The 26,869-nt window shown below is 69.5% G+C and carries 38 protein-coding genes; 6 read left to right on the forward strand and 32 right to left on the reverse strand.

The genetic code is table 11. The features are described 5' to 3' along the window. Positions 1 to 21: 21 nt before the first annotated feature. On the reverse strand, positions 22 to 1,641 hold the full coding sequence (locus AC07FJ_RS27890) for an ABC-F family ATP-binding cassette domain-containing protein (protein ID WP_479052055.1): 1,620 nt from the start codon (positions 1,639 to 1,641) through the stop codon (positions 22 to 24). A gap of 56 nt (positions 1,642 to 1,697) precedes the next feature. Between AC07FJ_RS27890 and AC07FJ_RS27895 the strand changes: the two genes are divergently transcribed. Beyond that, on the forward strand, positions 1,698 to 2,606 hold the full coding sequence (locus AC07FJ_RS27895; RefSeq protein ID WP_479052056.1) for a hypothetical protein: 909 nt from the start codon (positions 1,698 to 1,700) through the stop codon (positions 2,604 to 2,606). On the opposite strand, the gene truA is transcribed toward AC07FJ_RS27895, so the two are convergent. From truA to rpsJ, 31 genes are all read right to left on the reverse strand, one after another. Then, a complete protein-coding gene (gene truA / locus AC07FJ_RS27900; protein WP_479052057.1) occupies positions 2,571 to 3,452 on the reverse strand; it encodes a tRNA pseudouridine(38-40) synthase TruA in 882 nt (293 codons plus the stop codon). The two genes, AC07FJ_RS27895 and truA, sit on opposite strands and share 36 nt — an antisense overlap. An 89-nt stretch (positions 3,453 to 3,541) precedes the next feature. After that, entirely contained in the window at positions 3,542 to 4,054 is a 513-nt protein-coding gene (gene rplQ, locus AC07FJ_RS27905; protein ID WP_351809138.1) for a 50S ribosomal protein L17, read from the reverse strand. 80 nt (positions 4,055 to 4,134) lie between these two features. Next, positions 4,135 to 5,157 carry a DNA-directed RNA polymerase subunit alpha gene (locus AC07FJ_RS27910; protein ID WP_023587013.1) on the reverse strand — a complete coding sequence of 341 codons (1,023 nt, stop codon included), beginning with the start codon at positions 5,155 to 5,157 and terminating at the stop codon, positions 4,135 to 4,137. A gap of 128 nt (positions 5,158 to 5,285) precedes the next feature. Then, the gene (rpsK, locus tag AC07FJ_RS27915) at positions 5,286 to 5,690 is read right to left on the reverse strand and encodes a 30S ribosomal protein S11 (protein WP_003956432.1); all 405 of its coding nucleotides are present in this window, start codon (positions 5,688 to 5,690) and stop codon (positions 5,286 to 5,288) included. A 64-nt stretch (positions 5,691 to 5,754) separates the two neighbouring features. Continuing rightward, positions 5,755 to 6,135, reverse strand: a complete 381-nt coding sequence (gene rpsM / locus AC07FJ_RS27920) for a 30S ribosomal protein S13 (protein WP_064069941.1) — start codon at positions 6,133 to 6,135, stop codon at positions 5,755 to 5,757. A 202-nt stretch (positions 6,136 to 6,337) separates the two neighbouring features. Then, complete coding sequence (rpmJ, locus tag AC07FJ_RS27925) at positions 6,338 to 6,451, reverse strand: 50S ribosomal protein L36 (RefSeq protein WP_003956441.1); 114 nt, start codon at positions 6,449 to 6,451, stop codon at positions 6,338 to 6,340. A 69-nt stretch (positions 6,452 to 6,520) separates the two neighbouring features. Next, the gene (gene infA, locus AC07FJ_RS27930; protein ID WP_003956442.1) at positions 6,521 to 6,742 is read right to left on the reverse strand and encodes a translation initiation factor IF-1; all 222 of its coding nucleotides are present in this window, start codon (positions 6,740 to 6,742) and stop codon (positions 6,521 to 6,523) included. Positions 6,743 to 7,030: 288 nt separating this feature from the next. After that, on the reverse strand, positions 7,031 to 7,867 hold the full coding sequence (gene map / locus AC07FJ_RS27935) for a type I methionyl aminopeptidase (RefSeq protein WP_479052058.1): 837 nt from the start codon (positions 7,865 to 7,867) through the stop codon (positions 7,031 to 7,033). Positions 7,868 to 7,994: 127 nt separating this feature from the next. After that, positions 7,995 to 8,660, reverse strand: coding sequence for an adenylate kinase (locus AC07FJ_RS27940; RefSeq protein WP_361421390.1), 666 nt, complete (start codon positions 8,658 to 8,660; stop codon positions 7,995 to 7,997). After that, positions 8,660 to 9,979, reverse strand: coding sequence for a preprotein translocase subunit SecY (gene secY, locus AC07FJ_RS27945; protein ID WP_479052059.1), 1,320 nt, complete (start codon positions 9,977 to 9,979; stop codon positions 8,660 to 8,662). The genes AC07FJ_RS27940 and secY overlap by 1 nt, the downstream gene beginning before the upstream one ends. A gap of 260 nt (positions 9,980 to 10,239) precedes the next feature. After that, a complete protein-coding gene (rplO, locus tag AC07FJ_RS27950) occupies positions 10,240 to 10,695 on the reverse strand; it encodes a 50S ribosomal protein L15 (protein ID WP_355353932.1) in 456 nt (151 codons plus the stop codon). A 1-nt stretch (position 10,696) separates the two neighbouring features. Further along, a complete protein-coding gene (gene rpmD, locus AC07FJ_RS27955; protein WP_010473936.1) occupies positions 10,697 to 10,879 on the reverse strand; it encodes a 50S ribosomal protein L30 in 183 nt (60 codons plus the stop codon). Beyond that, entirely contained in the window at positions 10,879 to 11,484 is a 606-nt protein-coding gene (gene rpsE, locus AC07FJ_RS27960; protein ID WP_030201551.1) for a 30S ribosomal protein S5, read from the reverse strand. The genes rpmD and rpsE overlap by 1 nt, the downstream gene beginning before the upstream one ends. Before the next feature lie 39 nt (positions 11,485 to 11,523). After that, complete coding sequence (rplR, locus tag AC07FJ_RS27965; RefSeq protein WP_355353926.1) at positions 11,524 to 11,907, reverse strand: 50S ribosomal protein L18; 384 nt, start codon at positions 11,905 to 11,907, stop codon at positions 11,524 to 11,526. A gap of 3 nt (positions 11,908 to 11,910) precedes the next feature. Beyond that, positions 11,911 to 12,450 carry a 50S ribosomal protein L6 gene (gene rplF / locus AC07FJ_RS27970; protein WP_010473939.1) on the reverse strand — a complete coding sequence of 180 codons (540 nt, stop codon included), beginning with the start codon at positions 12,448 to 12,450 and terminating at the stop codon, positions 11,911 to 11,913. 21 nt (positions 12,451 to 12,471) lie between these two features. Continuing rightward, positions 12,472 to 12,870: a 30S ribosomal protein S8 gene (rpsH, locus tag AC07FJ_RS27975; RefSeq protein ID WP_010473942.1), complete on the reverse strand. Its 399-nt coding sequence runs from the start codon at positions 12,868 to 12,870 to the stop codon at positions 12,472 to 12,474. Between the two features lie 208 nt (positions 12,871 to 13,078). Beyond that, entirely contained in the window at positions 13,079 to 13,264 is a 186-nt protein-coding gene (locus AC07FJ_RS27980) for a type Z 30S ribosomal protein S14 (RefSeq protein ID WP_003956452.1), read from the reverse strand. Between the two features lie 5 nt (positions 13,265 to 13,269). Next, a complete protein-coding gene (rplE, locus tag AC07FJ_RS27985; protein ID WP_004984522.1) occupies positions 13,270 to 13,827 on the reverse strand; it encodes a 50S ribosomal protein L5 in 558 nt (185 codons plus the stop codon). Then, the gene (gene rplX, locus AC07FJ_RS27990; RefSeq protein ID WP_031076675.1) at positions 13,827 to 14,150 is read right to left on the reverse strand and encodes a 50S ribosomal protein L24; all 324 of its coding nucleotides are present in this window, start codon (positions 14,148 to 14,150) and stop codon (positions 13,827 to 13,829) included. Before rplX ends, rplE begins: the two co-directional genes overlap by 1 nt. Before the next feature lie 2 nt (positions 14,151 to 14,152). Continuing rightward, positions 14,153 to 14,521, reverse strand: a complete 369-nt coding sequence (gene rplN / locus AC07FJ_RS27995; RefSeq protein WP_003956455.1) for a 50S ribosomal protein L14 — start codon at positions 14,519 to 14,521, stop codon at positions 14,153 to 14,155. Between the two features lie 142 nt (positions 14,522 to 14,663). Next, positions 14,664 to 14,948, reverse strand: coding sequence for a 30S ribosomal protein S17 (rpsQ, locus tag AC07FJ_RS28000; RefSeq protein ID WP_039656223.1), 285 nt, complete (start codon positions 14,946 to 14,948; stop codon positions 14,664 to 14,666). Further along, entirely contained in the window at positions 14,948 to 15,172 is a 225-nt protein-coding gene (gene rpmC, locus AC07FJ_RS28005) for a 50S ribosomal protein L29 (RefSeq protein WP_015035581.1), read from the reverse strand. The genes rpsQ and rpmC overlap by 1 nt, the downstream gene beginning before the upstream one ends. Continuing rightward, positions 15,172 to 15,591: a 50S ribosomal protein L16 gene (rplP, locus tag AC07FJ_RS28010; protein ID WP_030494257.1), complete on the reverse strand. Its 420-nt coding sequence runs from the start codon at positions 15,589 to 15,591 to the stop codon at positions 15,172 to 15,174. Before rplP ends, rpmC begins: the two co-directional genes overlap by 1 nt. Before the next feature lie 5 nt (positions 15,592 to 15,596). After that, complete coding sequence (gene rpsC / locus AC07FJ_RS28015) at positions 15,597 to 16,427, reverse strand: 30S ribosomal protein S3 (protein WP_355353915.1); 831 nt, start codon at positions 16,425 to 16,427, stop codon at positions 15,597 to 15,599. Then, a complete protein-coding gene (gene rplV / locus AC07FJ_RS28020; RefSeq protein WP_030685471.1) occupies positions 16,427 to 16,774 on the reverse strand; it encodes a 50S ribosomal protein L22 in 348 nt (115 codons plus the stop codon). The genes rpsC and rplV overlap by 1 nt, the downstream gene beginning before the upstream one ends. A 51-nt stretch (positions 16,775 to 16,825) precedes the next feature. Continuing rightward, positions 16,826 to 17,107, reverse strand: a complete 282-nt coding sequence (rpsS, locus tag AC07FJ_RS28025) for a 30S ribosomal protein S19 (RefSeq protein WP_041665437.1) — start codon at positions 17,105 to 17,107, stop codon at positions 16,826 to 16,828. Between the two features lie 12 nt (positions 17,108 to 17,119). Beyond that, a complete protein-coding gene (gene rplB, locus AC07FJ_RS28030) occupies positions 17,120 to 17,956 on the reverse strand; it encodes a 50S ribosomal protein L2 (protein ID WP_355353910.1) in 837 nt (278 codons plus the stop codon). A gap of 39 nt (positions 17,957 to 17,995) precedes the next feature. After that, entirely contained in the window at positions 17,996 to 18,310 is a 315-nt protein-coding gene (gene rplW, locus AC07FJ_RS28035; protein WP_361421410.1) for a 50S ribosomal protein L23, read from the reverse strand. Next, positions 18,310 to 18,960, reverse strand: a complete 651-nt coding sequence (gene rplD / locus AC07FJ_RS28040) for a 50S ribosomal protein L4 (RefSeq protein ID WP_355353904.1) — start codon at positions 18,958 to 18,960, stop codon at positions 18,310 to 18,312. Before rplD ends, rplW begins: the two co-directional genes overlap by 1 nt. Positions 18,961 to 18,968: 8 nt before the next feature. Then, positions 18,969 to 19,613 (reverse strand): 50S ribosomal protein L3, encoded by a 645-nt coding sequence (gene rplC, locus AC07FJ_RS28045; RefSeq protein WP_361421414.1) that lies wholly within the window; start codon positions 19,611 to 19,613, stop codon positions 18,969 to 18,971. Positions 19,614 to 19,626: 13 nt separating this feature from the next. Beyond that, positions 19,627 to 19,935, reverse strand: a complete 309-nt coding sequence (gene rpsJ, locus AC07FJ_RS28050; RefSeq protein WP_003948644.1) for a 30S ribosomal protein S10 — start codon at positions 19,933 to 19,935, stop codon at positions 19,627 to 19,629. Between the two features lie 519 nt (positions 19,936 to 20,454). On the opposite strand from rpsJ, the gene AC07FJ_RS28055 reads away from it, so the two are divergent. The 5 genes from AC07FJ_RS28055 to AC07FJ_RS28075 all read left to right on the forward strand — a co-directional run bounded on the left by AC07FJ_RS28055 (position 20,455) and on the right by AC07FJ_RS28075 (position 26,866). Beyond that, positions 20,455 to 20,940, forward strand: a complete 486-nt coding sequence (locus AC07FJ_RS28055; protein ID WP_479052060.1) for a hypothetical protein — start codon at positions 20,455 to 20,457, stop codon at positions 20,938 to 20,940. Positions 20,941 to 20,982: 42 nt separating this feature from the next. Continuing rightward, positions 20,983 to 21,582 (forward strand): hypothetical protein, encoded by a 600-nt coding sequence (locus AC07FJ_RS28060; RefSeq protein ID WP_479052061.1) that lies wholly within the window; start codon positions 20,983 to 20,985, stop codon positions 21,580 to 21,582. Between the two features lie 13 nt (positions 21,583 to 21,595). After that, on the forward strand, positions 21,596 to 22,279 hold the full coding sequence (locus AC07FJ_RS28065) for a hypothetical protein (protein WP_479052062.1): 684 nt from the start codon (positions 21,596 to 21,598) through the stop codon (positions 22,277 to 22,279). 78 nt (positions 22,280 to 22,357) lie between these two features. Further along, the gene (locus AC07FJ_RS28070) at positions 22,358 to 24,091 is read left to right on the forward strand and encodes an RNA ligase family protein (protein WP_479052063.1); all 1,734 of its coding nucleotides are present in this window, start codon (positions 22,358 to 22,360) and stop codon (positions 24,089 to 24,091) included. A gap of 3 nt (positions 24,092 to 24,094) precedes the next feature. Continuing rightward, positions 24,095 to 26,866, forward strand: a complete 2,772-nt coding sequence (locus AC07FJ_RS28075) for a poly(A) polymerase (RefSeq protein ID WP_479052064.1) — start codon at positions 24,095 to 24,097, stop codon at positions 26,864 to 26,866. Positions 26,867 to 26,869 lie beyond the last annotated feature (3 nt).

Raw genomic sequence — 26,869 nt, forward strand, 5'->3', positions numbered from 1 at the left:
GGTGGGCCGGGCCCCTCACGGCTACCGGGCCCGGTCCACCCGCCGCTCGTCCCACACCGGCTCCGGGGCCTCCCGGACCACCCCGTCCGCGCCGAACACCAGGAAGCGGTCGAAGGCCCGCGCGAACCACCGGTCGTGCGTGACCGCGAGGACCGTGCCCTCGTACGCCTCCAGGCCCACCTGCAGGGCCTCCGCCGACTCCAGGTCCAGGTTGTCCGTCGGCTCGTCGAGCAGCAGGGCCGTCGTGCCCGACAGCTCCAGCAGCAGGATCTGGAAGCGCGCCTGCTGCCCGCCCGACAGCCGGTCGAAGGGCTGGTCGCCCTGGCGCTCCAGCTCGTACCGCCGCAGCGCGGACATCGCCCCGCCCCGGTCCTTGGCGTGCTCGGTCCACAGGATGTCGACGAGCGTCCGGCCCATCAGCTCCGGGTGGGCGTGGGTCTGGGCGAAGTGCCCCGGCACCACCCGCGCGCCGAGCTTCCACGTGCCGGTGTGGGCGACGTCCTCCCCCGCCAGCAGCCGCAGGAAGTGCGACTTGCCGGAGCCGTTGGAACCGAGGACGGCGACCCGCTCGCCGTAGAAGACCTCCAGCGAGAAGGGCTTCATCAGCCCCGTCAGCTCCAGCCCCGCGCAGGTCACCGCCCGCACCCCGGTCCGCCCGCCGCGCAGCCGCATCCGGATGTCCTGCTCCCGCGGCGGCTCCGGCGGCGGGCCCGCCTCCTCGAACTTCCGCAGCCGCGTCTGGGCGGCCTGGTAGCGGGAGGCCAGCCCGTCGTTGAACGCGGCCTTGTTCTTCAGGGTGTTGACCAGCTGCTTGAGCTGCGCGTGCTTCTCCTCCCAGCGCCGCAGCAGCTCCTCGAAGCGCGCGAACCGCTCCCGCCGCGCCTCGTGGAAGGTCGCGAAGCCGCCACCGTGCACCCACACGTCCGAGCCCGCGGGGCCCGGCTCGACGGCCACGATCTTCTCGGCGGCCCGCGCCAGCAGCTCCCGGTCGTGCGAGACGAACAGCACCGTCTTGCGGGTCTCGGCGAGCCGCTCCTCCAGCCACCGCTTGCCCGGCACGTCCAGGTAGTTGTCCGGCTCGTCCAGCAGCAGGACCTCCTCGGGCCCGCGCAGCAGCGCCTCCAGCACGAGCCGCTTCTGCTCGCCGCCGCTCAGCGTGCGCACCTCACGGAACTGCGCCTTCTCGTACGGCACACCCAGAGCCGCCATGGTGCACATGTCCCAGACGGTCTCGGCCTCGTACCCCCGCGCCTCCGCCCAGTCGCTCAGCGCCTGCGCGTACGCCATCTGCGCGGCCTCGTCGTCCACGGTGAGGATGCGGTGCTCGGCGGCGTCCACCGCGGCCGCAGCCTCCCGGATCCGCGCCGGCGCGACCGACACCAGCAGGTCGCGCACGCTGCGCTCGTCCCGTACGGACCCGACGAACTGCGGCATGACGCCCAGCCCGCCCCCGACGGTCACCGCACCGCCGTGCGGCTGGAGCTCCCCCGCGATCAGCTTCAGCAGCGTCGACTTGCCGGCGCCGTTCGCCCCCACCAGGGCCACCACCGCGCCCTCGCCCACCCGGAACGACACATCGCCGAGCAGGATCCGACCGTCCGGCAGGTAGTACTCCAGATGCGCGACCTCTACATGACCCATGGAGCGCATTCTCTCCGGGGAAGAGCCCCCGTCCCAACCGCATTAGGATGCGCGGCATGAGCTTTGGGGGATCGCAGTGGCCGCCGCAAGAGCCGCACCAGCCATACCAGCAGCACCAGCAGCCGTACCCGCCGTCGTACGAGCAGTCCTACGACGCCGGCACGCCCGACTGGAGCGCGCTCGCCGAAGCCTCCGAGGCACGGGCCCGGCGCAGGCGCTGGCTGCTCATCGGCGGCGGCGCGCTCGCCACCGCCGCCATCGGCACGATCATCGCGGTCGCGATCGTCTCGGCCAACAAGGGCGGTGACGACAACAAGGCGTCCGGCACCGGCAGTTCCACCCCCGAGCTGCCCACCGACACCACCAAGCCGCAGCCGTCCTTCTCCTCCGTCGCTCCCCCGCCCCCGCCGAACCCGATGGACTTCATCTCCACCGCGCAGAAGGACAAGGCGCCCCTCACCCCCGAATCCCTCTTCCCGGGCAAGACGCTCACGATGGGCGACCGCGTCTACGACAAGGGCGCGACCAGCTCCACCACCGACTGCACCGCCGCCGTCCAGGCCGGCCTCGGCCCGGTCCTCACGAAGCACGGCTGCAGCCGCGTGATCCGCGCCACGTACGAGAAGGACGGCGTCGCCATCACCGTGGGCGTCGCGCTCTTCGACACCACGGCCGCCGCGCTCAAGGCCAAGGAGCAGGTCCAGGGCGGCGTCGCGCCGCTCGCCGGGTCCGGCGTCGGGGGCTTCTGCCAGGCCAAGACGGTCTGCCTGCGCCGCGCCAACTCCCTCGGCCGGTACGCCTACTTCACCCAGGCGGGATACACCAGCGGCAAGAAGGTGACGAAGGCGGACGACGTCGTCTTCAAGACCAGCGACGACGTCGGCACCTTCGCCTTCAACCAGATCTACGCCCGCGGCCGCGCCCAGGCGTCAGCAGCAGCCGCCTCCCCCGCGCCCGCCGGCTGACACCGAGATCGGCAGTGACCGCTTGTTGCGGGCCTCCAGGTTCCTGGCGGCCAGCAGCTCGTCGGCCGGGTAGCCGACCTCCTCCAGCGTGAGCCCGTGCGGCCGTACGACATGGACGGCCGAGTCCCGCACGCCCGCGGCCAGCACCTTCCCGGGCCACTCCACCGGCCGGTGCCCGTCGCCGACGAAGAGCAGCGCGCCCACCAGCGAGCGCACCATGTTGTGGCAGAAGGCGTCCGCCCGGACCGTGGCCTCCAGCACCCCGGACGGCAGCCGCTCCCAGCGCAGCTCCTGGAGCGTGCGGATGGTGGTCGCCCCGTCGCGCTTCTTGCAGTAAGCGGCGAAGTCGTGCTCGCCGACGAGCCGCTCGGCGGCCGCGTTCATCGCGTCGACGTCCAGCGCCCAGTCGTGCCACAGCACATGGCCCCGCAGCAGCGGGTCCACACCGCCCGGATCGTCCGTCACCCGGTACGTGTACCGCCGCCAGATCGCGGAGAACCGCGCGTTGAAGCCGGCCGGAGCCTCCTCGACGCGCCAGATCCGCACGTCGTGCGCCAGCCGCCCGGCCAGCCGCCGCAGCAGCTTGTCCCGGTGCTCGGCCCACAGCGCCTCCGGCAGGTCTACGTGCGCGACCTGCCCCCGCGCGTGCACCCCGGCGTCGGTCCGCCCCGCCACGGTCAGCTCGTACGTCTCCGACGACCGCGTCACCGTGCGCAGCGCGTCCTCGATCTCGCCCTGCACCGTCCGCCGGCCGCCGGCCTGCTTGGCCCAGCCGTGGAAGTCCTTGCCGTCGTACGACAGGTCCAGCCGCACCCGTACGAAACCGGGCTTCACCTCATCGCTCACGCGTCCATCCTCTCAAGCGCGCGACACAACGGAACGGGCCCGCCCCCCGCGAGGGGAACGGGCCCGTCCGTCAGCCTTCAGAACGCGGTTCAGGCGTCCTTGGACTCTTCGGCCTTGGCCTCGTCAGCCTTGGCCTCGGCCTCGTCGGCCTTCGCCTCGTCGACCTTGGCGTTGGCCTCGTCGGCCTCCTTGACCGCGCGCTTCGTCGCGGCCTCGGCCTCGGCGACGGTCGCCTTCTTCGCGATCTCACCCTCGACCAGCTCGATCACAGCCATCGGGGCGTTGTCGCCACGACGGTTGCCGATCTTGGTGATGCGGGTGTAGCCACCCGGGCGCTCGGCGTAGCGCGGGGCGATCTCGGTGAAGAGCGTGTGGACGATGCCCTTGTCCGTGATCGTCTGCAGCACCAGGCGACGGTTGTGGATGTCGCCCTTCTTCGCCTTGGTGATCAGGCGCTCGGCGACCGGACGCAGGCGGCGGGCCTTGGCCTCGGTCGTGGTGATGCGGCCGTGCTCGAACAGCGACTTCGCGAGGTTCGCGAGAAGCAGCTTCTCGTGCGCGGCGCTGCCGCCCAGACGGGCACCCTTGGCGGGCTTCGGCATGGTGTTTCTCCTTGTGATCTGCCCCGGCCGTATCAGGTACCGGGGTCAGGACCCCGCAGGCGGTCGCCTACGGGCAGCAATCAGTACTGCTCGGTCTCGACGAAGCCCGCGTCCGCGTCGTCGTCGGCGCCGAAGGCGTCGGCGGCGGCGGTCGGGTCGAATCCGGGCGGGCTGTCCTTCAGGGCCAGGCCCATGCCGGCCAGCTTCGCCTTGACCTCGTCGATCGACTTCGCACCGAAGTTGCGGATGTCGAGCAGGTCGGCCTCGGAGCGCGCCACGAGCTCACCCACGGAGTGGATGCCCTCACGCTTGAGGCAGTTGTACGAGCGGACCGTGAGCTCCAGCTCCTCGATCGGCAGCGCCAGGTCCGCGGCGAGCGCGGCGTCCGTCGGGGACGGACCCATGTCGATGCCCTCGGCGTCGATGTTGAGCTCGCGCGCCAGGCCGAAGAGCTCGACCAGGGTCTTACCGGCGGAGGCCATGGCGTCACGCGGACGCATCGCCTGCTTGGTCTCGACGTCGACGATCAGCTTGTCGAAGTCGGTGCGCTGCTCGACTCGGGTCGCCTCGACCTTGTAGGTGACCTTGAGGACGGGCGAGTAGATGGAGTCGACCGGGATGCGGCCGATCTCCTGGCCCGCCTGCTTGTTCTGAACGGCGGAGACGTAGCCGCGACCGCGCTCGACGGTCAGCTCCATCTCGAGCTTGCCCTTGCCGTTCAGCGTGGCGAGCACCAGGTCGGGGTTGTGCACCTCGACACCGGCCGGCGGGGCGATGTCGGCCGCGGTCACGAGGCCCGGGCCCTGCTTGCGCAGGTACATCACGACCGGCTCGTCGTGCTCGCTCGACACGACCAGCTGCTTGATGTTGAGGATGAGGTCGGTGACGTCCTCCTTGACGCCCGGCACGGTGGTGAACTCGTGCAGGACACCGTCGATGCGGATGGACGTGACGGCCGCACCCGGGATCGAGGAGAGGAGCGTACGGCGAAGCGAGTTGCCGAGCGTGTAGCCGAAGCCCGGCTCCAGGGGCTCGATGACGAACCGCGAGCGGTACTCGTCGACAACCTCTTCGGTCAGCGAGGGACGCTGAGCGATAAGCATGGTGTGTTTCCTTCAGTCGTGGACGCCCGCTATTTGACGTCCTCTGATTGCAAGGGTACGGGCGGCACGCCCCCGAAGAGCCGTACCGCCCGGAACCTCACAGAACAAGCAGCAACCGTGCCCGTGCGTCAGACGCGGCGGCGCTTCGGCGGACGGCAGCCGTTGTGCGGGGTGGGGGTGACGTCCTGGATCGAGCCGACCTCGAGGCCGGTGGCCTGGAGGGAGCGGATCGCGGTCTCACGGCCGGAGCCGGGACCCTTGACGAAGACGTCGACCTTGCGCATGCCGTGCTCCTGCGCGCGGCGGGCGGCCGACTCGGCGGCCATCTGCGCGGCGAAGGGGGTGGACTTGCGCGAGCCCTTGAAGCCGACGTGGCCGGCGGAGGCCCAGGAGATCACGTTGCCGCTCGGGTCCGTGATGGACACGATCGTGTTGTTGAACGTGCTCTTGATGTGCGCGTGGCCGTGAGCGACGTTCTTCTTTTCCTTGCGGCGCACCTTCTTGGCAGCGCCCTGACGACCCTTGGGGGGCATGTCTTACTCCTACGGGAGGTGGTCGGTCCTACAGCGAAGACCGTGGACAGTCGTCCGCTGCGGACTACTTCTTGCCCGGCTTCTTCTTGCCGGCGATGGCGCGACGCGGGCCCTTGCGGGTACGAGCGTTCGTGCTGGTGCGCTGACCGTGGACCGGCAGACCGCGGCGGTGACGCAGACCCTGGTAGCAGCCGATCTCGACCTTGCGGCGGATGTCGGCCTGGATCTCGCGACGGAGGTCACCCTCGGTCTTGAGGTTGGCGTCCACGTACTCGCGGATCTTGACCAGGTCCTCCTCGGACAGGTCACGAACGCGGGTGTTCGGGTTCACACCGGTGGAGGCGAGGGTCTCCTTCGCCAGGGTGCGGCCGATGCCGAAGACGTAGGTGAGTGCGACCTCCACGCGCTTGTCGCGCGGGATGTCAACACCGGAAACGCGTGCCATTCAATGGCTCCTGTGTGTTCGGGGGTCTTCCACAGCACCGCTCCATGGCCGCCGACCCCTTTTGATCAAAAGAAGTGGTACGTCCAGGTCCCCGGCCCCCGCCGGAGGTGTCGTCAGCCCTGTCAGGGCTTGGACGGGCGCTGCGTATGTACGAATTTGCTCGCGTCGCGCGAAGATACTGCGAGGTGCAGGTTGGCGTGCGTCAGCCCTGGCGCTGCTTGTGGCGCAGGTTGTCGCAGATGACCATGACCCGGCCGTGGCGGCGGATCACCTTGCACTTGTCGCAGATCTTCTTGACGCTCGGCTTGACCTTCATGGGATGTGAGGTTCTCCGGGTCAGTGCCACCACCCGCGCGGAAGAACACCGCGCCGGTGCGGGCAAGATCTACTTGTAGCGGTAGACGATCCGGCCACGCGTCAGGTCGTACGGAGAGAGCTCCACCACGACCCGGTCGTCCGGGAGGATACGGATGTAGTGCATCCGCATCTTGCCGGAGATGTGCGCGAGGACCTTGTGACCGTTCTGGAGCTCCACCTTGAACATGGCGTTCGGCAGGGACTCGATCACGGTGCCCTCAATCTCGATGGCACCTTGCTTCTTGGCCACGCTTCGCCCTTCGAATCGGCTACCTTGATCGACTCTCCGTCTCCGTGTGTGGACACACGGGTACACGAGAGCCGACGCATCAGTCTACGTCAGGGCATTCGAAAAGACGAATCGGGCTCAGTCTGCCCATGCCGGAAGATCGCTAAGCCGGCGGATCCCCCCGGACGACATCACGCCAGCGGGTCCGGCGCCGCCGTGACGCCCAGCTCCGCCGGCTTCGCCTTGCCGCCGACCCACCCTCGACGCCGGCCTCCGGCCGACGGACGGGACCGGCCCCGCCCGACGACATCACGCCAGCGGGTCCGGCGCCGCCGTGACGCCCAGCTCCGCCAGCTTCGCCTTGCCGCCGTCGGGGGCGGTCAGCACCAGCGGGCCGTCCTCGGTGAGGGCGACCGAGTGCTCCCAGTGGGAGGACCAGGTGCCGTCCGTCGTGATGACGGTCCACTCGTCCTCCAGGACCTCCGTGCGCGGCGTACCCAGCGACACCATCGGCTCGATGGCCAGGCAGAAGCCGGGGACCAGCTTCGGGCCCTTGCCGCGCTTGCGGGAGACGTAGTTCAGCAGGTGCGGGTCCATGTGCATCTCGGTGCCGATGCCGTGGCCGCCGTACTCCTCGATGATCCCGTACTTGCCGCCGCCCGGCTTCGGCTGGCGGCGGATGTACGTCTCGATGGCGCGCGAGATGTCGACCAGCCGGTTGCCGTTCCGCATGGCGGCGATGCCGTGCCACATCGACTCCTCCGTCACCCGGGAGAGCTCGATCAGCTCCGGGGCGTGACCGGAGCCCACGAAGGCGGTGTACGCGGCGTCGCCGTGCCAGCCGTCGACGACCGCGCCGCAGTCGATGGAGATGACGTCGCCGTCCTTGAGGACGACGTCCTGGCTGGGGATGCCGTGGACGACGACCTCGTTGACCGAGGTGCAGATCGTCGCGGGGAACCCGCCGTACCCGAGGAAGTTCGACTTGGCGCCGTGCTCGGCGAGCACCTTGCGCGCCACCTCGTCCAGGTCCTTCGTCGTCGCCCCGGGAACCGCCGCCTCGCGCGTCGCCGCGTGGATGGCGGCGACGACCAGCCCCGCCTCGCGCATCTTCGCGATCTGCTCGGGAGTCTTGATCTGCACCATGACGGCTGACGCCTTTCCAAACGGAGAACGGGTTGACCCGACAACGATACGGCGGTACGACACCGGCCGCGGCGCCCCGAAGGGCACCGCGGCCGGTGTACGACACGTACGACGCGTACGAAGAGTGCTAGGCGGCCTGCTCGCCGCGGCCCCGCAGCGCCTCCATCGCGCGCGCGGTCACGTCCTCGACCTTGCCGAGCGCGGAGATCGTGACCACCAGGCCCTGGGCCTTGTAGTAGTCGATGATCGGCTCGGTCTGCGTGTGGTAGACCTCCAGGCGGCGGCGGACCGTCTCCTCGGAGTCGTCACCGCGCTGGTACAGCTCGCCGCCGCAGACGTCGCAGACGCCCTCGGTCTTCGGCGGGGTGTACGTCACGTGGAAGACGTGCTTGTCGTTGTTGCGGCACAGCCGGCGGCCGGCGATCCGCTTGACGACCTCGTCCTCGGGGACCTCCAGGTCCAGCACCGCGTCGAGCTTCATGTCCCCGGCCTGGAGCATCGCGTCCAGCGCCTCGGCCTGCGACACGTTGCGCGGGAAGCCGTCCAGCAGGAAGCCGTTCACCGCGTCGGGCTGCTCCATGCGGTCCTTGGCCATGCCGATGGTGACCTCGTCGGGCACCAGCTCGCCGGCGTCCATGAAGGACTTGGCCTTGAGGCCCAGCTCCGTGCCCTGGCTGATGTTGGCACGGAAGAGGTCGCCCGTGGAGATGTGCGGAATCGACAGGTTCGCGGCAAGGAACGCGGCCTGCGTTCCCTTCCCGGCACCGGGCGGTCCGACGAGGACGATTCGCATCAGCGGAGGAACCCTTCGTAATTGCGCTGCTGGAGCTGGCTCTCGATCTGCTTCACGGTCTCCAGACCAACACCCACGATGATCAGGATGCTCGTCCCGCCGAACGGGAAGTTCTGGTTCGCGCCACCGAAGCCCGCCAACGCCATCGTCGGCACGAGAGCGATCAGACCCAGATACAGCGAGCCCGGCCAGGTGATCCGGTTGAGCACGTAGCTCAGGTACTCGGCAGTAGGTCGACCAGCCCGGATGCCCGGGATGAAGCCACCATACTTCTTCATGTTGTCCGCGACTTCCTCGGGGTTGAACGAGATGGCCACGTAGAAGAACGCGAAGAACACGATCAACAGGAAGTACACGGTGATGTAGTACGGGTGGTCACCCTTGACGAAGTGCTGTTCGATCCAGGTTTTCCAGCCCGCGGTGGAGTTCGAGAACTGCGCGATCAGCGCCGGGATGTAGAGCAGCGACGACGCGAAGATGACGGGAATCACACCCGCCTGGTTCACCTTGAGCGGGATGTACGTGGACGTACCGCCGTACGACCGCCGGCCGATCATCCGCTTCGCGTACTGCACGGGGATGCGGCGCTGGGCCTGCTCGACGAAGACGACGAGCGCCACCATGACGAAGCCGATCAGGATGACCGTGCCGAACTCGATCCAGCCCTTGGCGAGCTTGCCGCTCTCCTTGATGGCCCACAGGGCGCCCGGGAAGCCGGCCGCGATCGAGATGAACATCAGGATCGACATGCCGTTGCCGATGCCGCGGTCGGTGATGAGCTCGCCGAGCCACATGACGACCGCCGTACCCGCGGTCATGGTGATCACCATGGTGATGGTGACGAAGATCGACTGGTCCGGGACGACCTCGCTCGCCACGGTGCAGCCGCTGAAGAGGGCGCCGGTACGGGCGGTGGCCACGAGGCCGGTGCCCTGGAGGATCGCCAGCGCGACGGTGAGGTAGCGGGTGTACTGCGTGATCTTCGCCTGGCCGGACTGCCCCTCCTTCTTCAGGGCTTCCAGACGCGGGATGACCACGGTCAGCAGCTGCAGGATGATGCTCGCCGTGATGTACGGCATGATGCCGAGCGCGAAGATCGTGATCTGCAGCAGCGCCCCGCCACTGAACATGTTCACGAGGCCGAACAGGCTGTTGTTGCCCTGCTGGGCCTGGTCCACACACATCTGGACCTTCTCGTAGCTGACCCCGGGCACGGGGACGTGCGCCCCGAGCCGGTACAGCACGATGATGCCGAGCGTGAAGAGCAGCTTCTTGCGCAGGTCGGGCGTCTTGAACGCCCGGGCGAACGCGGTGAGCACGGTGCCTCCTGCGACCCCCGCGCTATGCGTCAGAGGTGACGGTCTTGAGGATCGACGAATACGTATCAGTCAGTGGTCAGTAAAAACCGCGGGGGCGGACCCTGGGGTCCGTCCGCGCGGCCCGGGGCGCATGCCCCAAGTCATTACGGCAACACAGTGCACGCCACCTTACCGGCGGACATGCCCCCCTAGGAACGACCAACCGGGGATGCCCCTTTTGAGAGGCATCCCCGGTCGGATGTTCAAGCCATCGAGTCGTCTCAGACGAGCTCGGTGACGGTACCGCCGGCGGCGGTGATCTTCTCCTTGGCGGAGCCGGAGACGGCGTCGACCGTCACCTGCAGCGCCACGGAGATGTCGCCCTGGCCCAGGACCTTGACGAGCTGGTTCTTGCGCACGGCACCCTTGGCGACCAGGTCGGCCACGGTGACCTCGCCACCCTCGGGGTAGAGCGCGGCCAGCTTGTCCAGGTTCACGACCTGGTACTCGGTCTTGAAGGGGTTCTTGAAGCCCTTCAGCTTCGGGAGACGCATGTGGAGCGGCATCTGGCCACCCTCGAAGCTCTCCGGAACCTGGTAGCGGGCCTTCGTGCCCTTCGTACCACGACCGGCCGTCTTACCCTTCGACGCCTCACCACGACCCACACGGGTCTTGGCGGTCTTGGCGCCCGGGGCGGGACGGAGGTTGTGGACCTTCAGCGGGTTCTGCTCCGCCATGTCAGTCGACCTCCTCGACCGTCACGAGGTGGCGGACGGTGTGCACCATGCCGCGGAACTCGGGGCGGTCCTCCTTGACGACCTGCGTGTTGATGCCCTTGAGACCAAGGGAACGCAGGGTGTCGCGGTGGTTCTGCTTGCTGCCGATGTACGACTTCGTCTGCGTGATCTTGAGGCGAGCCATTACGCACCCGCCCCGGCACGCGCACGGAGGAGAGCCGCGGGGGCGACGTCCTCGAGGGGCAGACCACGGCGGGCCGCGATCTCCTCGGGACGCTGCAGGCCCTTCAGGGCCTCCACGGTCGCGTGCACGATGTTGATCGCGTTGTCGGAGCCGAGCGACTTCGACAGGATGTCGTGAACGCCGGCGCACTCGAGCACGGCACGCACCGGGCCACCGGCGATAACGCCGGTACCGGGGGACGCCGGCTTGAGCAGGACGACGCCCGCCGCCTTCTCACCCTGGATGGGGTGCGGGATGGTGCCCTGGATACGGGGGACCTTGAAGAAGTGCTTCTTGGCCTCCTCCACACCCTTGGCGATGGCGGCCGGCACCTCCTTGGCCTTGCCGTAACCGACACCCACGGTGCCGTCACCGTCGCCCACCACGACCAGCGCGGTGAAGCTGAAGCGACGACCACCCTTCACAACCTTGGCGACGCGGTTGATCGCGACGACGCGCTCAACGTACGCGGTCTTCTCGGCGGCAGCAGCGCCGCCGTCACGGCCCTTCCGGTCCCGCCGCTCGCCGCCACCGGCACCGCTTCCGCGGCGCTGGGGTCCAGCCATTGGACTTTCCTTCCTAGTCTTCCTACGTGCGGAACCGGCTCAGAACTTCAGGCCGGCTTCACGGGCGGCATCCGCCAGGGCGGCGATGCGCCCGGCGTAGCGGTTGCCGCCACGGTCGAACACGACAGCTTCGACGCCGGCGGCCTTGGCACGCTCGGCCACGAGCTGGCCGACCTGCTTCGCCTTCGCCGACTTGTCGCCTTCGCCGCCGCGGATGGACGCGTCCAGGGTGGACGCCGACGCCAGGGTGTGACCCGCGATGTCGTCGATGACCTGAGCGGTGATGCCGCGGTTGGACCGGGTGACGACGAGGCGCGGACGCTCCGGCGTACCCGAGACGTTCTTGCGGATACGGATGTGGCGACGCGCCTTAGCAGCGCGCTTGTAAGCGTCGCCCTTGGCGATCTTCGTACCGTATGCCATGGCTTACTTACCAGCCTTTCCGACCTTGCGGCGGATGACCTCGCCCGCGTACTTCACGCCCTTGGCCTTGTACGGGTCGGGCTTGCGCAGCTTGCGGATGTTCGCGGCGACCTCGCCGACCTTCTGCTTGTCGATGCCCTCGACCGAGAACTTGGTCGGCGACTCGACCTTGAAGGAGATCCCCTCGGGGGCCTCCACCAGGATCGGGTGGCTGTAACCGAGCTGGAACTCCAGGTTGGAGCCCTTCGCGGCGACGCGGTAACCGACACCGCTGATCTCGAGCGCCTTGGTGTACCCCTGGGTCACACCGGTGATCATGTTGGCCACCAGCGTGCGGGACAGGCCGTGGAGGGCCTTGTTCTGACGCTCATCGTTCGGGCGGGTGACGTTCAGAACGCCGTCCTCACCCTTGACGATCTCGATCGGGGCGGCGACGGTGTGGGTGAGGGTGCCCTTGGGGCCCTTCACCTCGACCGTGCGGCCATCGATGGTGACGTCCACACCGGCGGGAACCGTGATGGGGAGCTTGCCGATACGCGACATTGGCTTTTCCTCCGTTCCCGACTACCAGACGTAGGCGAGGACTTCCCCACCCACGCCCTTCTTCTGCGCCTGCTGGCCGGTCAGGAGACCGTGGGACGTGGAGATGATCGCCACGCCCAGGCCGCCGAGGACCTTCGGCAGGTTGGTGGACTTCGCGTACACCCGGAGACCGGGCTTCGAGATCCGCTTGATGCCCGCGATGGAGCGCTCACGGTTCGGGCCGAACTTGAGCTCGAGGACGAGGTTCTTGCCGACCTCGGCGTCCTCGACCTTCCAGCCCGTGATGAAGCCCTCCTGCTTGAGGATCTCCGCGATGTGAGACTTGATCTTGCTGTGCGGCATCGTCACGGTGTCGTGGTACGCCGAGTTCGCGTTCCGCAGACGCGTAAGCATGTCTGCGATCGGATCAGTCATGGTCATGAATTGGCCTTCGGCCTCTCTCGCCGGGGTTTCCTATGTGCGCCATCCCTCTCCCCACTCATGGGCGGGACGGGTGCGGTGCGGGGACCTACGGCGTAGTAAGTCGTACGGGCGGCAGGCGCCCAACCCCACAAGCCTACGACATGCGGGGAAGGGCTCCTGCCGACCAGATGCTTACCGAGAGACTCCGGTCATCCCAAGTGAGGGATTACCAGGAGCTCTTGGTCACGCCCGGCAGCTCGCCACGGTGAGCCATCTCACGGAGGCACACGCGGCACAGGCCGAACTTGCGGTAGACGGAGTGCGGACGACCGCAGCGCTGGCAGCGGGTGTACGCGCGCACGCCGAACTTGGGCTTGCGGGCAGCCTTCGCGATGAGAGCCTTCTTCGCCATCTCGCTTACGCCTCCTTGAAGGGGAAGCCGAGGTGACGGAGGAGCGCACGGCCCTCTTCGTCGTTGGTCGCCGTGGTCACCACGGTGATGTCCATACCCCGGACACGGTCGATCTTGTCCTGGTCGATCTCGTGGAACATGACCTGCTCCGTGAGACCGAAGGTGTAGTTGCCACGGCCGTCGAACTGCTTGGGGGACAGGCCGCGGAAGTCGCGGATGCGCGGCAGCGCGAGCGACAGGGTGCGGTCCAGGAACTCCCACATGCGGTCGCCACGGAGCGTGACGTGGGCACCGATCGGCTGGCCCTCACGCAGCTTGAACTGCGCGATGGACTTGCGGGCCTTGGTGACGGCCGGCTTCTGACCGGTGATCGTGGTGAGGTCGCGGATGGCGCCCTCGATCAGCTTGGAGTCGCGGGCGGCGTCGCCCACACCCATGTTGACCACGATCTTGACGAGGCCCGGGACCTGCATGACGTTCTCGTACGAGAACTCCTCACGCAGCTTGCCCGCGATCTCCTCGCGGTACTTCGTCTTCAGACGCGGAGTGGTGGTGGTAGCCATCAGATGTCCTCACCCGTCCGCTTGGCAACGCGGATCTTGTTGCCCTCGTCGTCGAAGCGGTAACCGACGCGGGTCACGACCTTCTTGCCGTCCTTCTCCACGACGAGCTGAACGTTGCTCACGTGGATGGGGGCCTCGGTGGTGATGATCCCACCGGTCTGCGAGCCGCGAGCGGTCTGACCGGCCTTGGTGTGCTTCTTGACCCGGTTGACACCCTCGACCAGGACACGGTCCTCGCGGGGGAAGGCCGCGATGACCTTGCCCTGCTTGCCCTTGTCCTTACCGGTGATGACCTGGACCAGGTCGCCCTTCTTGATCTTCATGCTTACAGCACCTCCGGCGCGAGCGAGATGATCTTCATGAACTTCTTCTCGCGCAGCTCACGGCCCACGGGGCCGAAGATACGGGTGCCGCGAGGGTCGCCGTCGTTCTTCAGAATGACGGCGGCGTTCTCGTCGAAGCGGATGTACGAGCCGTCCTGGCGGCGGCGCTCCTTGACGGTGCGAACGATGACCGCCTTGACGACGTCACCCTTCTTCACGTTGCCACCGGGGATCGCGTCCTTGACGGTGGCGACGATGACGTCACCGATGCCCGCGTAGCGGCGACCGGAACCACCGAGAACACGGATGCAAAGGATCTCCTTGGCACCAGTGTTGTCGGCGACACGCAGTCGCGACTCCTGCTGGATCACGTCTATCTCCTGATCGTCTGCCGGTTCCCGGCAGGGCCTGTGAAGGCCCTGCCGAGCCTGGCGGAACTAAATGCTGGGGCAGTGACGCCTCAGCGAGGGGCATGCGGGGACTCTCCCGGCGAGGGGAGAGTCCGCCGCAAAATTACTTGGCCTTCTCGAGGATCTCGACGACGCGCCAGCGCTTCGTCGCGGACAGCGGCCGGGTCTCCATGAGGAGGACGCGGTCGCCGACGCCCGCGGCGTTCTGCTCGTCGTGCGCCTTGAGCTTGTTCGTACGGCGGATGACCTTGCCGTACAGCGCGTGCTTGACGCGGTCCTCGACGGCGACGACGACGGTCTTGTCCATCTTGTCGCTGACGACCAGACCCTCACGGGTCTTGCGGAAACCGCGCGCTTCCTTGTTCTCAGTCACGTTGCTCTCGCTCATCAGGCGCTCTCCACCGTCTCGATGCCCAGCTCGCGCTCGCGCATCAGGGTGTAGATCCGGGCGATGTCCTTACGGACGGACTTGAGCCGACCGTGGTTCTCGAGCTGCCCGGTCGCCGCCTGGAAGCGGAGGTTGAACAGCTCTTCCTTGGCCTCGCGGAGCTTGTTGAGAAGCTCCTCGTTGCCCAGCTCGCGCAGCTCGGACGCCTTGGTACCGGCCGACATCACAGCTCACCTGCCTCGCGCTTGACGATCTTGCACTTCATCGGCAGCTTGTGGGCGGCACGAGTCAGGGCCTCACGCGCGATCTTCTCGTTCGGGTAGGACAGCTCGAACATCACCCGACCAGGCTTGACGTTCGCGATCCACCACTCCGGCGAACCCTTACCGGAACCCATGCGGGTCTCGGCAGGCTTCTTCGTGAGCGGACGGTCCGGGTAGATGTTGATCCAGACCTTGCCGCCACGCTTGATGTGGCGGGTCATCGCGATACGCGCGGCCTCGATCTGGCGGTTGGTCACGTAGGCCGGGGTGAGGGCCTGAATGCCGTACTCGCCGAACGCAACCTGCGTGCCACCCTTGGACATACCGTTGCGCTTCGGGTGGTGCTGCTTGCGGTGCTTGACCCTACGGGGGATCAGCATGTCGGTCAGGCCTCCGTTCCGGTGCTCTCAGCCGGAGCAGCGGCGGCAGCCTCGGCCTTGGGGGCCTCGGCGCCGGCGTTCTGCTGCGGCTTGCGACCGCGACCGCCACGCTCGCCACCGCGGCCACCACGGCCGGCGGGGCGGTCAGCGCCACCACGGGCCGGGCGGTTGCCGGCGCGGGCAGCGGCGTTCTCGGCGCGGACCTCGGCGATGTTCTTGACGTCGCCCTTGTAGATCCAGACCTTCACGCCGATGCGGCCGAAGGTCGTCTTGGCCTCGAAGAAGCCGTACTCGACGTTCGCGCGGAGCGTGTGCAGCGGCACACGGCCCTCGCGGTAGAACTCCGAGCGGGACATCTCGGCGCCGCCGAGACGGCCGCCACACTGGATCTTGATGCCCTTGGCGCCCGCCTTCATCGCCGACTGCATGCTCTTACGCATGGCGCGGCGGAAGGAGACGCGGGAGGACAGCTGCTCGGCAACGGCCTGGGCCACGAGCTGAGCGTCGACCTCGGGGTTCTTGACCTCGAGGATGTTCAGCTGGACCTGCTTGCCCGTGAGCTTCTCGAGGTCACCGCGGATGCGGTCGGCCTCGGCGCCACGGCGGCCGATGACGATGCCCGGACGCGCGGTGTGGATGTCCACGCGGACACGGTCACGGGTGCGCTCGATCTCCACCTTCGAGATGCCGGCGCGCTCCATGCCGGACGTCATCATCCGACGGATGGCGACGTCTTCCTTGACGTAGTCCTTGTACAGCTTGTCGGCGTACCAGCGCGACTTGAAGTCGGTGGTGATGCCGAGCCGGAACCCGTGCGGGTTTACCTTCTGGCCCATTACCGGGTTCCTTCCTTGCTGCTGACGACCACGGTGATGTGGCTGGTCCGCTTGCGGATCCGGTAGGCACGGCCCTGGGCACGCGGACGGAACCGCTTCAGGGTCGGGCCCTCGTCAACGTACGCCTCGCTGATGTACAGCGAAGAGGCGTCCGTGTGGTCGTAGTTGTGCGCGGCGTTGGCAATGGCGCTGTCCAGCACCTTGCCCACCGGCACGCTCGCGGCCTGCGGGGCGAAACGCAGGACCGCCTGAGCCTCCGTGGCGTCCATGCCACGGATGAGGTCCACCACGCGGCGGGCCTTCATGGGCGTGACGCGGATGTACCGCGCCTGGGCCCTGGCTTCCATGGTTGTCCCTTCAGTGTCTGACACGTTCGTCATGGTCTTTCACCCCGCTGGTTAGCGGCGCTTCGACTTCCGGTCTTCCTTGACGTGACCCCGGAAGGTGCGCGTCGGCGAGAACTCGCCGAGCTTGTGGCCGACCATCGACTCGGTGACGAACACCGGGATGTGGGTCTTGCCGTTGTGCACCGCGATCGTGTGGCCGAGCATGGCCGGGACGATCATCGAGCGACGGGACCAGGTCTTGATGACGTTCTTGGTGCCGGCTTCGTTCTGAGAATCCACCTTCTTGATCAGGTGGTCGTCGACGAAGGGCCCCTTCTTGAGACTACGCGGCATCTAAACCCGCTCCTAGCGCTTCTTGTTCGTCTTGCGGCGGCGGACGATGTACTTGTTGCTCGCCTTCTTGGGAGAACGAGTACGACCCTCCTTCTGACCCCACGGGGAAACCGGGTGACGACCACCGGAGGTCTTGCCCTCACCACCACCGTGCGGGTGGTCGACCGGGTTCATGGCGACACCACGGACGGTCGGGCGGACGCCCAGCCAGCGCTTGCGGCCGGCCTTGCCCCAGTTGATGTTCGACTGCTCGGCGTTGCCGACCTCGCCGATGGTGGCGCGGCAGCGGACGTCGACCAGACGGATCTCACCGGACGGCATGCGGAGGTGGGCCATCGAGCCCTCCTTCGCGAGCAGCTGCACGGAGGCACCGGCGGAGCGGGCGAACTTGGCGCCACCGCCGGGACGGAGCTCGATCGCGTGGATCGTGGTACCGACCGGGATGTTGCGCAGGGCCAGGTTGTTGCCCGGCTTGATGTCGGCCGCGGGGCCGTTCTCGATCCGGTCGCCCTGGTTCAGGCCACGCGGAGCGATGATGTAGCGCTTCTCGCCGTCCGCGTAGTGGAGCAGCGCGATGCGAGCGGTGCGGTTGGGGTCGTACTCGATGTGAGCGACCTTCGCCGGCACGCCGTCCTTGTCGTGACGACGGAAGTCGATCACGCGGTAGGCGCGCTTGTGGCCACCGCCCTGGTGACGGACGGTCACACGACCGGTGTTGTTACGGCCGCCCTTGCTGTGCAGGGGGCGGACCAGCGACTTCTCCGGCGTGGACCGCGTGATCTCGACGAAGTCGGCGACGCTGGAGCCACGACGGCCCGGAGTCGTCGGCTTGTACTTGCGGATACCCATTTCTCAGTCCTCGTCCGATATTCGGACCAGGGCACTCCGTTAGGAGGCCTGGCCGAAGATGTCGATTCGGCTGCCCTCGGCAAGGGTCACGATGGCGCGCTTCGTGTTGGCGCGCTTGCCGAAACCGGTGCGGGTGCGCTTGCGCTTGCCCTGGCGGTTGATCGTGTTGACCCCGGCGACCTTGACCGAGAAGACCGCCTCGACGGCCTGCTTGATCTGGGTCTTGTTCGCGCGCGGGTCGACGATGAACGTGTACTTGTTCTCGTCCAGCAGCGCGTAGCTCTTCTCGGAGACAACCGGCTTGACGAGAATGTCGCGCGGGTCCGTGAAGGTCTTGCTGGTGATCTCGGCCATCAGGCCTCGCTCCCCTCGTTGTCAGCGGCCTTGGGGCCAGACACGAAGGACTCGAAGGCGGCCTTGGTGAAGACCACGTCGTCGGAGACGAGCACGTCGTACGTGTTCAGCTGGCCCGGCTCCAGGATGTGCACCTGGGGCAGGTTGCGGGCGGACAGCCACGCGGCCTCGTCCGAGCGCTCGGCGACCAGGAGCAGGTTCTTGCGCTCCGAGATCTTGCCGAACAGCGTCTTGGCGGCCTTGGTGGAGATCTCGCCCTCGACCACGCCGGAGACGACGTGGATGCGGGAGTGACGCGCCCGGTCCGAGAGGGCACCGCGGAGGGCGGCGGCCTTCATCTTCTTCGGGGTGCGCTGCGAGTAGTCACGCGGCACGGGGCCGTGGACGACGCCACCGCCGGCGAACTGCGGGGCGCGGGTCGAGCCCTGACGGGCGCGGCCGGTGCCCTTCTGGCGGTACGGCTTCTTGCCACCGCCGCGGACTTCGCCACGGGTCTTGGTCTTGTGCGTGCCCTGGCGGGCAGCGGCCAGCTGTGCGACGACGACCTGGTGGATCAGCGGAACGCTGGTCTTCGCGTCGAAGATCTCCGCGGGGAGCTCGACGGTCCCGGCCTTGTCGCCTGCCGGCGAAAGGATGTCAATGGTGCTCATCGGTTACCTCAGGCCCCCTTGGCCGCGGTACGGACCAGGACGAGGCCGCCGTTCGGACCAGGAACCGCACCCTTGATCAGGAGCAGGCCCTTCTCCGCGTCAACGGCGTGGACGGTCAGGTTCTGGGTGGTGACCCGCTCGTTGCCCATGCGGCCCGCCATGCGGAGGCCCTTGAACACACGGCCCGGGGTGGCGCAGCCACCGATGGAACCGGGCGAGCGGTGCTTGCGCTGGGTGCCGTGTCCGGCGCCCAGGCCACGGAAGTTGTGGCGCTTCATGACACCGGCGAAGCCCTTGCCCTTGCTCTTGCCGGTGACGTCGACCTTGACGCCCGCCTCGAAGACCTCAGCGGTGATCTCCTGGCCGAGCGTGTACTCGGAGGCGTCAGCGGTGCGGATCTCCACCAGGTGGCGGCGCGGGGTGACGTCGGCCTTGGCGAAGTGACCCTTGAGGGGCTTGTTCACCTTGCGCGGGTCGATCTCGCCGAAGGCGATCTGGACCGACTCGTAGCCGTCGATGTCGTTCGTGCGGACCTGGGTGACGACGCAGGGCCCGGCCTTGACGACGGTCACCGGGACGACCCGGTTGTTCTCGTCCCAGACCTGGGTCATGCCGAGCTTCTCGCCCAGGACGCCCTTAATGTTCTTAGCCATCTCGCGCGTCACCTCAGAGCTTGATCTCGATGTCGACGCCGGCCGGCAGGTCGAGGCGCATGAGCGAGTCAACCGTCTTCGGCGTGGGGTCGAGGATGTCGATGAGGCGCTTGTGCGTGCGCATCTCGAAGTGCTCGCGCGAGTCCTTGTACTTGTGCGGCGACTTGATGACGCAGTACACGTTCTTCTCAGTGGGCAGCGGCACCGGGCCCGCGACCGACGCACCGGTACGGGTCACCGTCTCGACGATCTTCTTCGCCGAAGAGTCGATGACCTCGTGGTCGTAGGCCTTGAGCCGGATGCGGATCTTCTGTCCCGCCATGGCTACTCAGTAGTCCTGTCTCTCGTAACGCTCTGGTACCTGGTGGGTCCGCGCCCTGTCCTGATCTCCGACCCACGCGGTCGGGCGTGTCGCACTCCCTCTACGCAGATATCCCGAAGGATTTCCCAACCGAGGGGGTGCGGTCCCGTGGACCGCGAGACCGGGGATCGACGTATGGACGCGTCTGGCCACCGGGTGCCTGGTCGGCGCCCCGCTGACACTTCCCGGAAGATTCCCGTACGTCCGCCCCTGATCAGAGGCGACGAGTACTGTGGGACTCGCTTCCGGTCCTCCCGGCGGGAGGCGCGCAGCATCGGCACTCAACCGAGCAACCCGGACAGTCTGCCACACCGGGCACGGCCGACGCCAATCGAGCCGAAGAGATTACCCCGCCGGGGTTGCCTGTCAAACCGCGGCACGCGGAAGCGCGCGGTCCGGCCGCGCCGTGCGCCGCCCGCCGCCGCCACTATGATCACTGGCCGTCCCGGGCGGGCCCACCGCCCCGGAACCGGATGGATCATGGGGGACATCGTGCGCAAGACGACGACGGCCGTGGCGCTGGCCCTGGCGGCGGCACTGCTGACGGGCTGCGGCGGAGCGGACGGGACCGGCGGCAGCGCCGGCGGCAAGGGCGACGCGGGTGCCGGGAAGACGCCGACGGCGGAGCAGCCGACGGAGAAGCCCGCGGGGAAGCCCGCGGATGAGGGCGGCGGGGCGCACGAGGTGACCATCGAGGTGACCGGCAAGGGCCAGACGATGATCATGTACACCCTCGACGAGTCGAAGACCGAGACGGTGACGCTGCCCTGGAAGAGGACCGCCACCATCACCCCGGAGGGCGCGGAGAAGCAGGTCGGCCGGCTCGTGATCGTCACGCCGGGCCACTCGCAGGGCGAGGACGGCATGCTGAAGGCGGCCGGGTGCACGATCACGGTCGACGGCAAGAAGGTGGCGGACAACGGCGACGGGGCGGTCGCCAAGCCCTGCTCGTACAAGCTGAAGTAGCGCAGCGCTTTGGGCGTCGCATGGAGCACTCGGGGAAGTTCTGTGCACGCGCGCACCGGCGTCAAGATCCCCATGAACGTGCTGGACTTCGGCGCGAAGGCGGCCGACGCCTGGAAGCGCGCGGACGACATCATCGAGCACGTCGGGGGGACCGCGAAGCTGGGCGACGACGCCGAGAAGTGGGTGATGCGGAACATCAACTCCTTCGGCAGCAAGGCGCACGCGATCCACATCACCGCGGACGGTCTGGCGGACCGGTTCAAGGTGGCCGTGGCCAAGGAGTTGGGTGACTTCAACCTGTACCGGCCCGGGGCGGGGGTGACGGACATCGCCTTCCAGAAGGTGATGCCCCAGATGATCGAGAACACCCCGCTGCGACACATACCCGCGCTCGCCGACTCCGTCAGGCCGATCATCGACGACACCGGCGAGACCGTCGGCAAGTACATCGACCCGCGGTCCTGGACGGCACGCGGCTACGAGGCGGTGACCGGCGCGAAGAACCTCTACAAGGAAGGCGTGCGGATCGCCACGCAGGACGTGCAGTACGCGTCCGAGAAGTTCCACGAGAAGCTCGACCAGGCGCGCGATACGGCGGGCGACGTCATCGGCCGGCTGTCGAGCGCCAACCCCTTCGGATGACACCGTGAGCGACGTGAACGACACGACCGGCACCCCGTACGCGTTCCTGGTCTCCGTGAACAACCCGGTTCCGGTAGCCGACCCGCAGCCACCGCACCTGCCGCCCGACGCCGAGATGGCCTCGACGATCCGGCTGGCGACCGCCCGTCGCCCCGAGGACACCCCGCTGGCCCGGGTCTTCACCCCGCGTACCACGGGGCGCTGGAGCCGCCGGGCACCCGTGCCCTTCTGGATCGACGACGGACGGGACGGCGGTCCGTCCTGCTCCGTACGCCCCGCCGCCCCGGACGTCTACGACGTCCACACGCCCGACGGCACGCCATTGGCCCGGATCACCCGCCGTGCCGGCCGGTTCCTGCCCTGGCCCCGCCGCATCCGCTGGTCGGCGCGGTTCACCCACCCGCCCCGGACCGTGACCGGCAGGTCCGGCACCTGGTACGCGTGGCTCCTCTACGTGCTGACCGCCCCCGTCTGGTTCCTCGTCGTACTCGGCGTATCGGTGTACTCGTTCGTCGTGGGCGAGGCCGACGACGACACGGTCGCGAGACCGGTACGAACCCGCTGGCGCACGCCCGGCGCCGGCACGGTGCTGGACTACCGGGGCGTCGGCAGGATCTACCGCTTCGACCCGCGGCACCTGGACACGCGCGTCGCCTACGCACTCGCGGTCCTCCAGACGTGGGAGCGCGAACGGTAGCCGTATAACCAGGTGCGTGGCGGCGGGAGGCCGCCTACGGTACGGATGCCTTGATCGAATTCGGAGCATGGGGGAACCGTGCGTACGTCCTATCCCCGCACGCCCCACCTGCCCTGGTCCCCCGGCGCGACCGCCGACGATGTGCGGGCGGGGGGTCTGGAGGGGTTCGCCGGCCGGGAAGTCGTGGTCACCGAGAAGCTCGACGGCGAGAACACGACCCTGTACGCCGACGGCCTGCACGCCCGCTCGCTCGACTCGGCACACCATCCGTCGCGGGCCTGGGTCAAGGGTCTCCAGGGGCGGATCGCCGCCCGCGTCCCGGCGGGGTGGCGGGTGTGCGGCGAGAACATGTACGCGCGGCACTCGATCGCGTACACCGGTCTGGAGAGCTGGTTCTACGGCTTCTCCGTCTGGGACGGCGACGGGCGGTGCCTGGACTGGGACCGGACCGTGGCGTTCCTGCTGCGGCTGGGGATCCCCACGCCGCCGGTCCTGTGGCGGGGCACCTTCGACGAGCGGGCGCTGCGCGCCCTGCGGCTCGACACCGGCCGCCAGGAGGGGTACGTCGTCCGGACGGTCGAGGGCTTCGGGTACGCGGAGTTCGGGCGGCGGGTGGCGAAGTGGGTGCGGCCCCGGCACGTGACGACCGACGCGCACTGGATGCACGCCGCCGTCGTGGAGAACGGGCTTGGCCCGCGCGCCGCGTTGTGGGACGTGCGGTCCGGGGCGACGCCCGACCCCGGGGCCCTCACGGCGGCGGTCGGCCTGCCGGAAGGCGGGGATGCCGGTGCCGCCTCGGCCGGAGCCGCGGACGGGGCCGCGGACGTGGCTGCAGACGTGGTGGCGGACGTGGCGGCGCGGCTCGACGGGCTCGGTCCCGGGCGGTCCGGCGACGACCGGCTCGCCGGGGTGCTCGCGGCGCTGCTGCACCGGCATCCGAGGGCGCGGCTCGCGGCCCGGCTGGCGGCGCCGCTGGGCATGCCGCTCGCGCGCCGCGTGGCCGACCTGGTCGGGCTGTACCCGGGGCTGCACCGGCCGTACCCGGACGAGGAGCGGCGCACCGGGCTGCTGCGGCTGTCGTACGCCGCCGACCTGGGCGTCCTGCACGCGGTGGCAGCGGCCCTCGCGGACACCGCCGAGGCGCGCGAGCAAGTGGAGTGGTCCGCGCTCCACGCGGAGGAGGCCCGGCCGCTGGACGGGCTCCGGGAGGCGTTCCGTGACGTGGACGACCCCGACGCGGCCGACCGCTGCGTGGCGCAGGCGCGCGAGGCGTACGCGCTGGGCCGGATCGCGACCGCCGAGGAGGCGGTCGCGGCGACGTGGCGGTGGCGGTCGGGGGACTTCCCCCGGCTGGTGCACCTGGTGGGGCCGTCGGGCAGCGGGAAGAGCACCTTCGGGCGCCGCCTGCTGCCGGGCGGGAACCCCGCCGCGTACGTGTCGCTCGACGAGCTGCGCGCGGCGCGCGGCGCCCGGTCGGACCAGCGGGACAACGGCGCCGTCCTGCGCGAGGGCCTCGACCGGCTCGACACGGCCCTCGCCGCCGGAGGCACCGTGGTGTGGGACGCCACGTCGCTCAATCCGCACCAGCGGTCCCTGGTGCACGCGGTCGCGCACCGCCGCGACGCGCTCGTCACGCACGCGGTGGCGCTGGTCGACGAGGCCGAGCTCGCGCGCCGCAACGCGCACCGGACGCACGCGGTGCCGCCGGAGGTGCTCGCCGGCCAGCTGCGCCGGTTCGTCCCGCCGTACCCGGGCCAGGCGCACCGCACCTGGTACGTCGGCGCGAGCGGCACAGTGGAAGACGAGGCGTGAGGCATGCGCACGAGCGAGGAGATCTACCACCGGGTGCTGTGGGACCCGCGGTTCGACCCGGCCCGGTTCGTGGTGGGCGTGCGGCGGCGCGACCCCGGCATGGGCCCGAAGCGGATGCCGTTGTCCGCGTTCGTCCCCGGCGGGGACATCCCGTGGCACCGGGTGCTGTTCTTCGAGGCGGACGGCGAGATCGTCTGGGACCGCTCCACGGGCGTGGACCGCATCGACGCGACCGACGCCGGGCGGGTGCGCGACCCGCGGCTGCTGCGGGCGCCGTTCTTCACGGCGCGGACGCCGTACGCGTACGACGGCGGCTGGGCAGCGGCGTCGACGCCGCGCGGCGCACCCGCCGCGGCCGGGCTGCGCGTGCTGACCTGGAACACCCTGTGGGACCGGTACGACAGCGACCGCATCGACAGCGCCCGGCGCCGCCCGCTGCTGCTGGCCGCCCTGGAGGAGGCGGACGCCGACGTCATCGCGCTCCAGGAGGTCGAGGCCGGGCTGCTGCGCCTGCTGCTGGACGCGCCGTGGGTGAGGGACGCGTACACGCTGGGCACCGACCCGGCGGGGCCGGACGTCGCCGAGTGCGGGCTGCTGCTGCTCAGCCGGCTGCCCGTACGGGAGGCCGGTCTGCACGTGCTGGGGCCGCACAAGGCGGTCGCGGCCGTCGTCGTGGAGACGGCGACGGGTCCGCTGGTCGTGGCCGCGACGCACCTCAGCAGCGACCACTCCCCCGACGGCGCCGCGCGGCGCGACACCGAGCTGGCCCGGATCGCCGAGGGGCTCGCGTCCACCGAGGCCCCCGTGATCCTGCTGGGCGACTTCAACGACGGCGGCGAGACCCCCGCGCGCACGCTGGGCATGCGCGACGCCTGGAGCGAGGTGCACGGCCCGGCGGACGGCACGCCGACGTTCGACCCGCGGGTCAATCCCCTGGCGGCCGTCTCGTCGCTCACCGGCCGCGCCTCCCGGCTGGACCGGGTGCTGCTGCGCGCCGAGGACCTGCGGGTGGACGCGGCCGTGCTGCGCGGGGACACTCCCACGGTGGACGGGCTGTACGTCTCCGACCACTACGCCGTCCAGGCCGACCTCGGTTTCGACGGACCCGCCGCCTCGGGCGTCCTCGACACGCGGCCGACGGCCCGTACGGCGGTGGCCTGGCTTCCGCCACGGGAGCTGTGGCCGCCGCTCCAGGCCGTGCGCGAGGACCACGACCCGCAGATCGACCGCTGGCCGCCGCACGTCAACCTGCTCTTCGGGTTCGTACCGGAGTACGACTTCGAGCGCGCGGCGCCGCTGATCGCCGAGGCGGCGGCCGCCGTCCAGCCGTTCGAGGCCCGGCTGGAGGGCGTGCACACCTTCGGGCACCGGGAGGACGCCACCGTGTGGCTGGACCCGGCCGCGGCGGGCGAGGAGCCGTGGGCGCGGCTGCGCAGCGAACTGGAGCGGCGCTTCCCGCGCTGCCGGGCCCAGCGGTCCGGGTTCACACCGCACCTGAGCCTGGGCCGTACCCGCGACCCGCAAGCCGTCGCCGCCGAGTGCGCGCGCCGCCTGCCCGGCCCGCTGGCCGCGCGCGTCGGTGAGCTGGTGTTGCTGTCCCGGCGGGGCGACGAGCCGATGCGGGTCCGGGCGACGGTCGTGCTGGGCACGGGCGAGGTGCGCTGGGCCGAGGACCCCGGTCCGGAGGCCCCACGGCCGGAGGACCCGCGCCGCGCCGAGCACGCCCGCGAGGTGGCGGCCCGTGTGTCGGACGCGCTGCCGGAGGCGGCGGTGTACGTCGTCGGCTCGCGGCGGATGGGCTGCGCCCTGGAGGGCGCCGACCTGGACCTGGTGGCGGCCGCGCCGGGCCTCACCGGCGTACGGGACACCCGGGACCGGCTGGCGGCGGCGTTCCCCGAGGCCGACGGCGTACGGGAGGTGGTCGGCGCCCGCGTGCCGGGCCTGCGGCTGCGGGTCGGGGACCTGGGTGTGGACCTGGTGCTCGTGGACACGGCTCCGGTGCAGCCGTCCGAGGCGGCGTCCGAGGCGGCGGCGGTCGCGCTGAGCGCGGTGAGCGACGCCGACGCGCTGCTCCCGGAGCCGGGCGCGCGGCGGGAGGGCTTCGTACGCCTCGCCCGCGAGGTGAAGGCGTGGGCGCGGGCACGCGGCCTGGATTCGGCGCCCTTCGGCGGCCTGCCGGGCCTGGCGTGGTGCGTCCTGGCGGCCCGTACGGTACGGGAGGCCGACGGCCTGTCACCGGAGGATCTGCTCCGGCGGTTCTTCGCCCGGTGGGCGGCCTGGGACTGGCGCGAGCCGGTGGGTGACGGACCGGTGCCGGTCCCGCCACCGCCGGTCACGATCCTGACCCCGACCGCGCCCGTACGCCCCTGCACGGAGCAAGTGAGCCCGGGCGGCCGCGATCTGCTGACGCAGGAGCTGTTCCGCGCCTGGGAGATCCTGGAGGCGTCCCCCACCGCCTGGTCGTGGTCCGAGCTGCTGGCGCCGCCGCCCCTCCACCGCCGCCACGCCGCGTGGGCGGTCCTCACCGTCCCGGACGCCGAACTCGGCCGGGTGCGGGGCCGGATGCGCGCCCTGCTGTCCGACCTGGAGGCTGCGGGCGCCCCTGACGCCCACGCGTGGCCGCGCCCGTTCGCCCCCGGCCGCTACGCGATCGGCCTCGGCGCCACCCCGCCGGACGAGCAGGCGCTGGCCCGCTTCGCCGAGCACCGGCTGCGGGGCCTCGCCGGTGTGGCGTTGAGGCGCGCGGAAGGCGGCGACGTACCGACCCTGCGCTGACCG

The organism is Streptomyces sp. NPDC045998, from assembly GCF_056430285.1.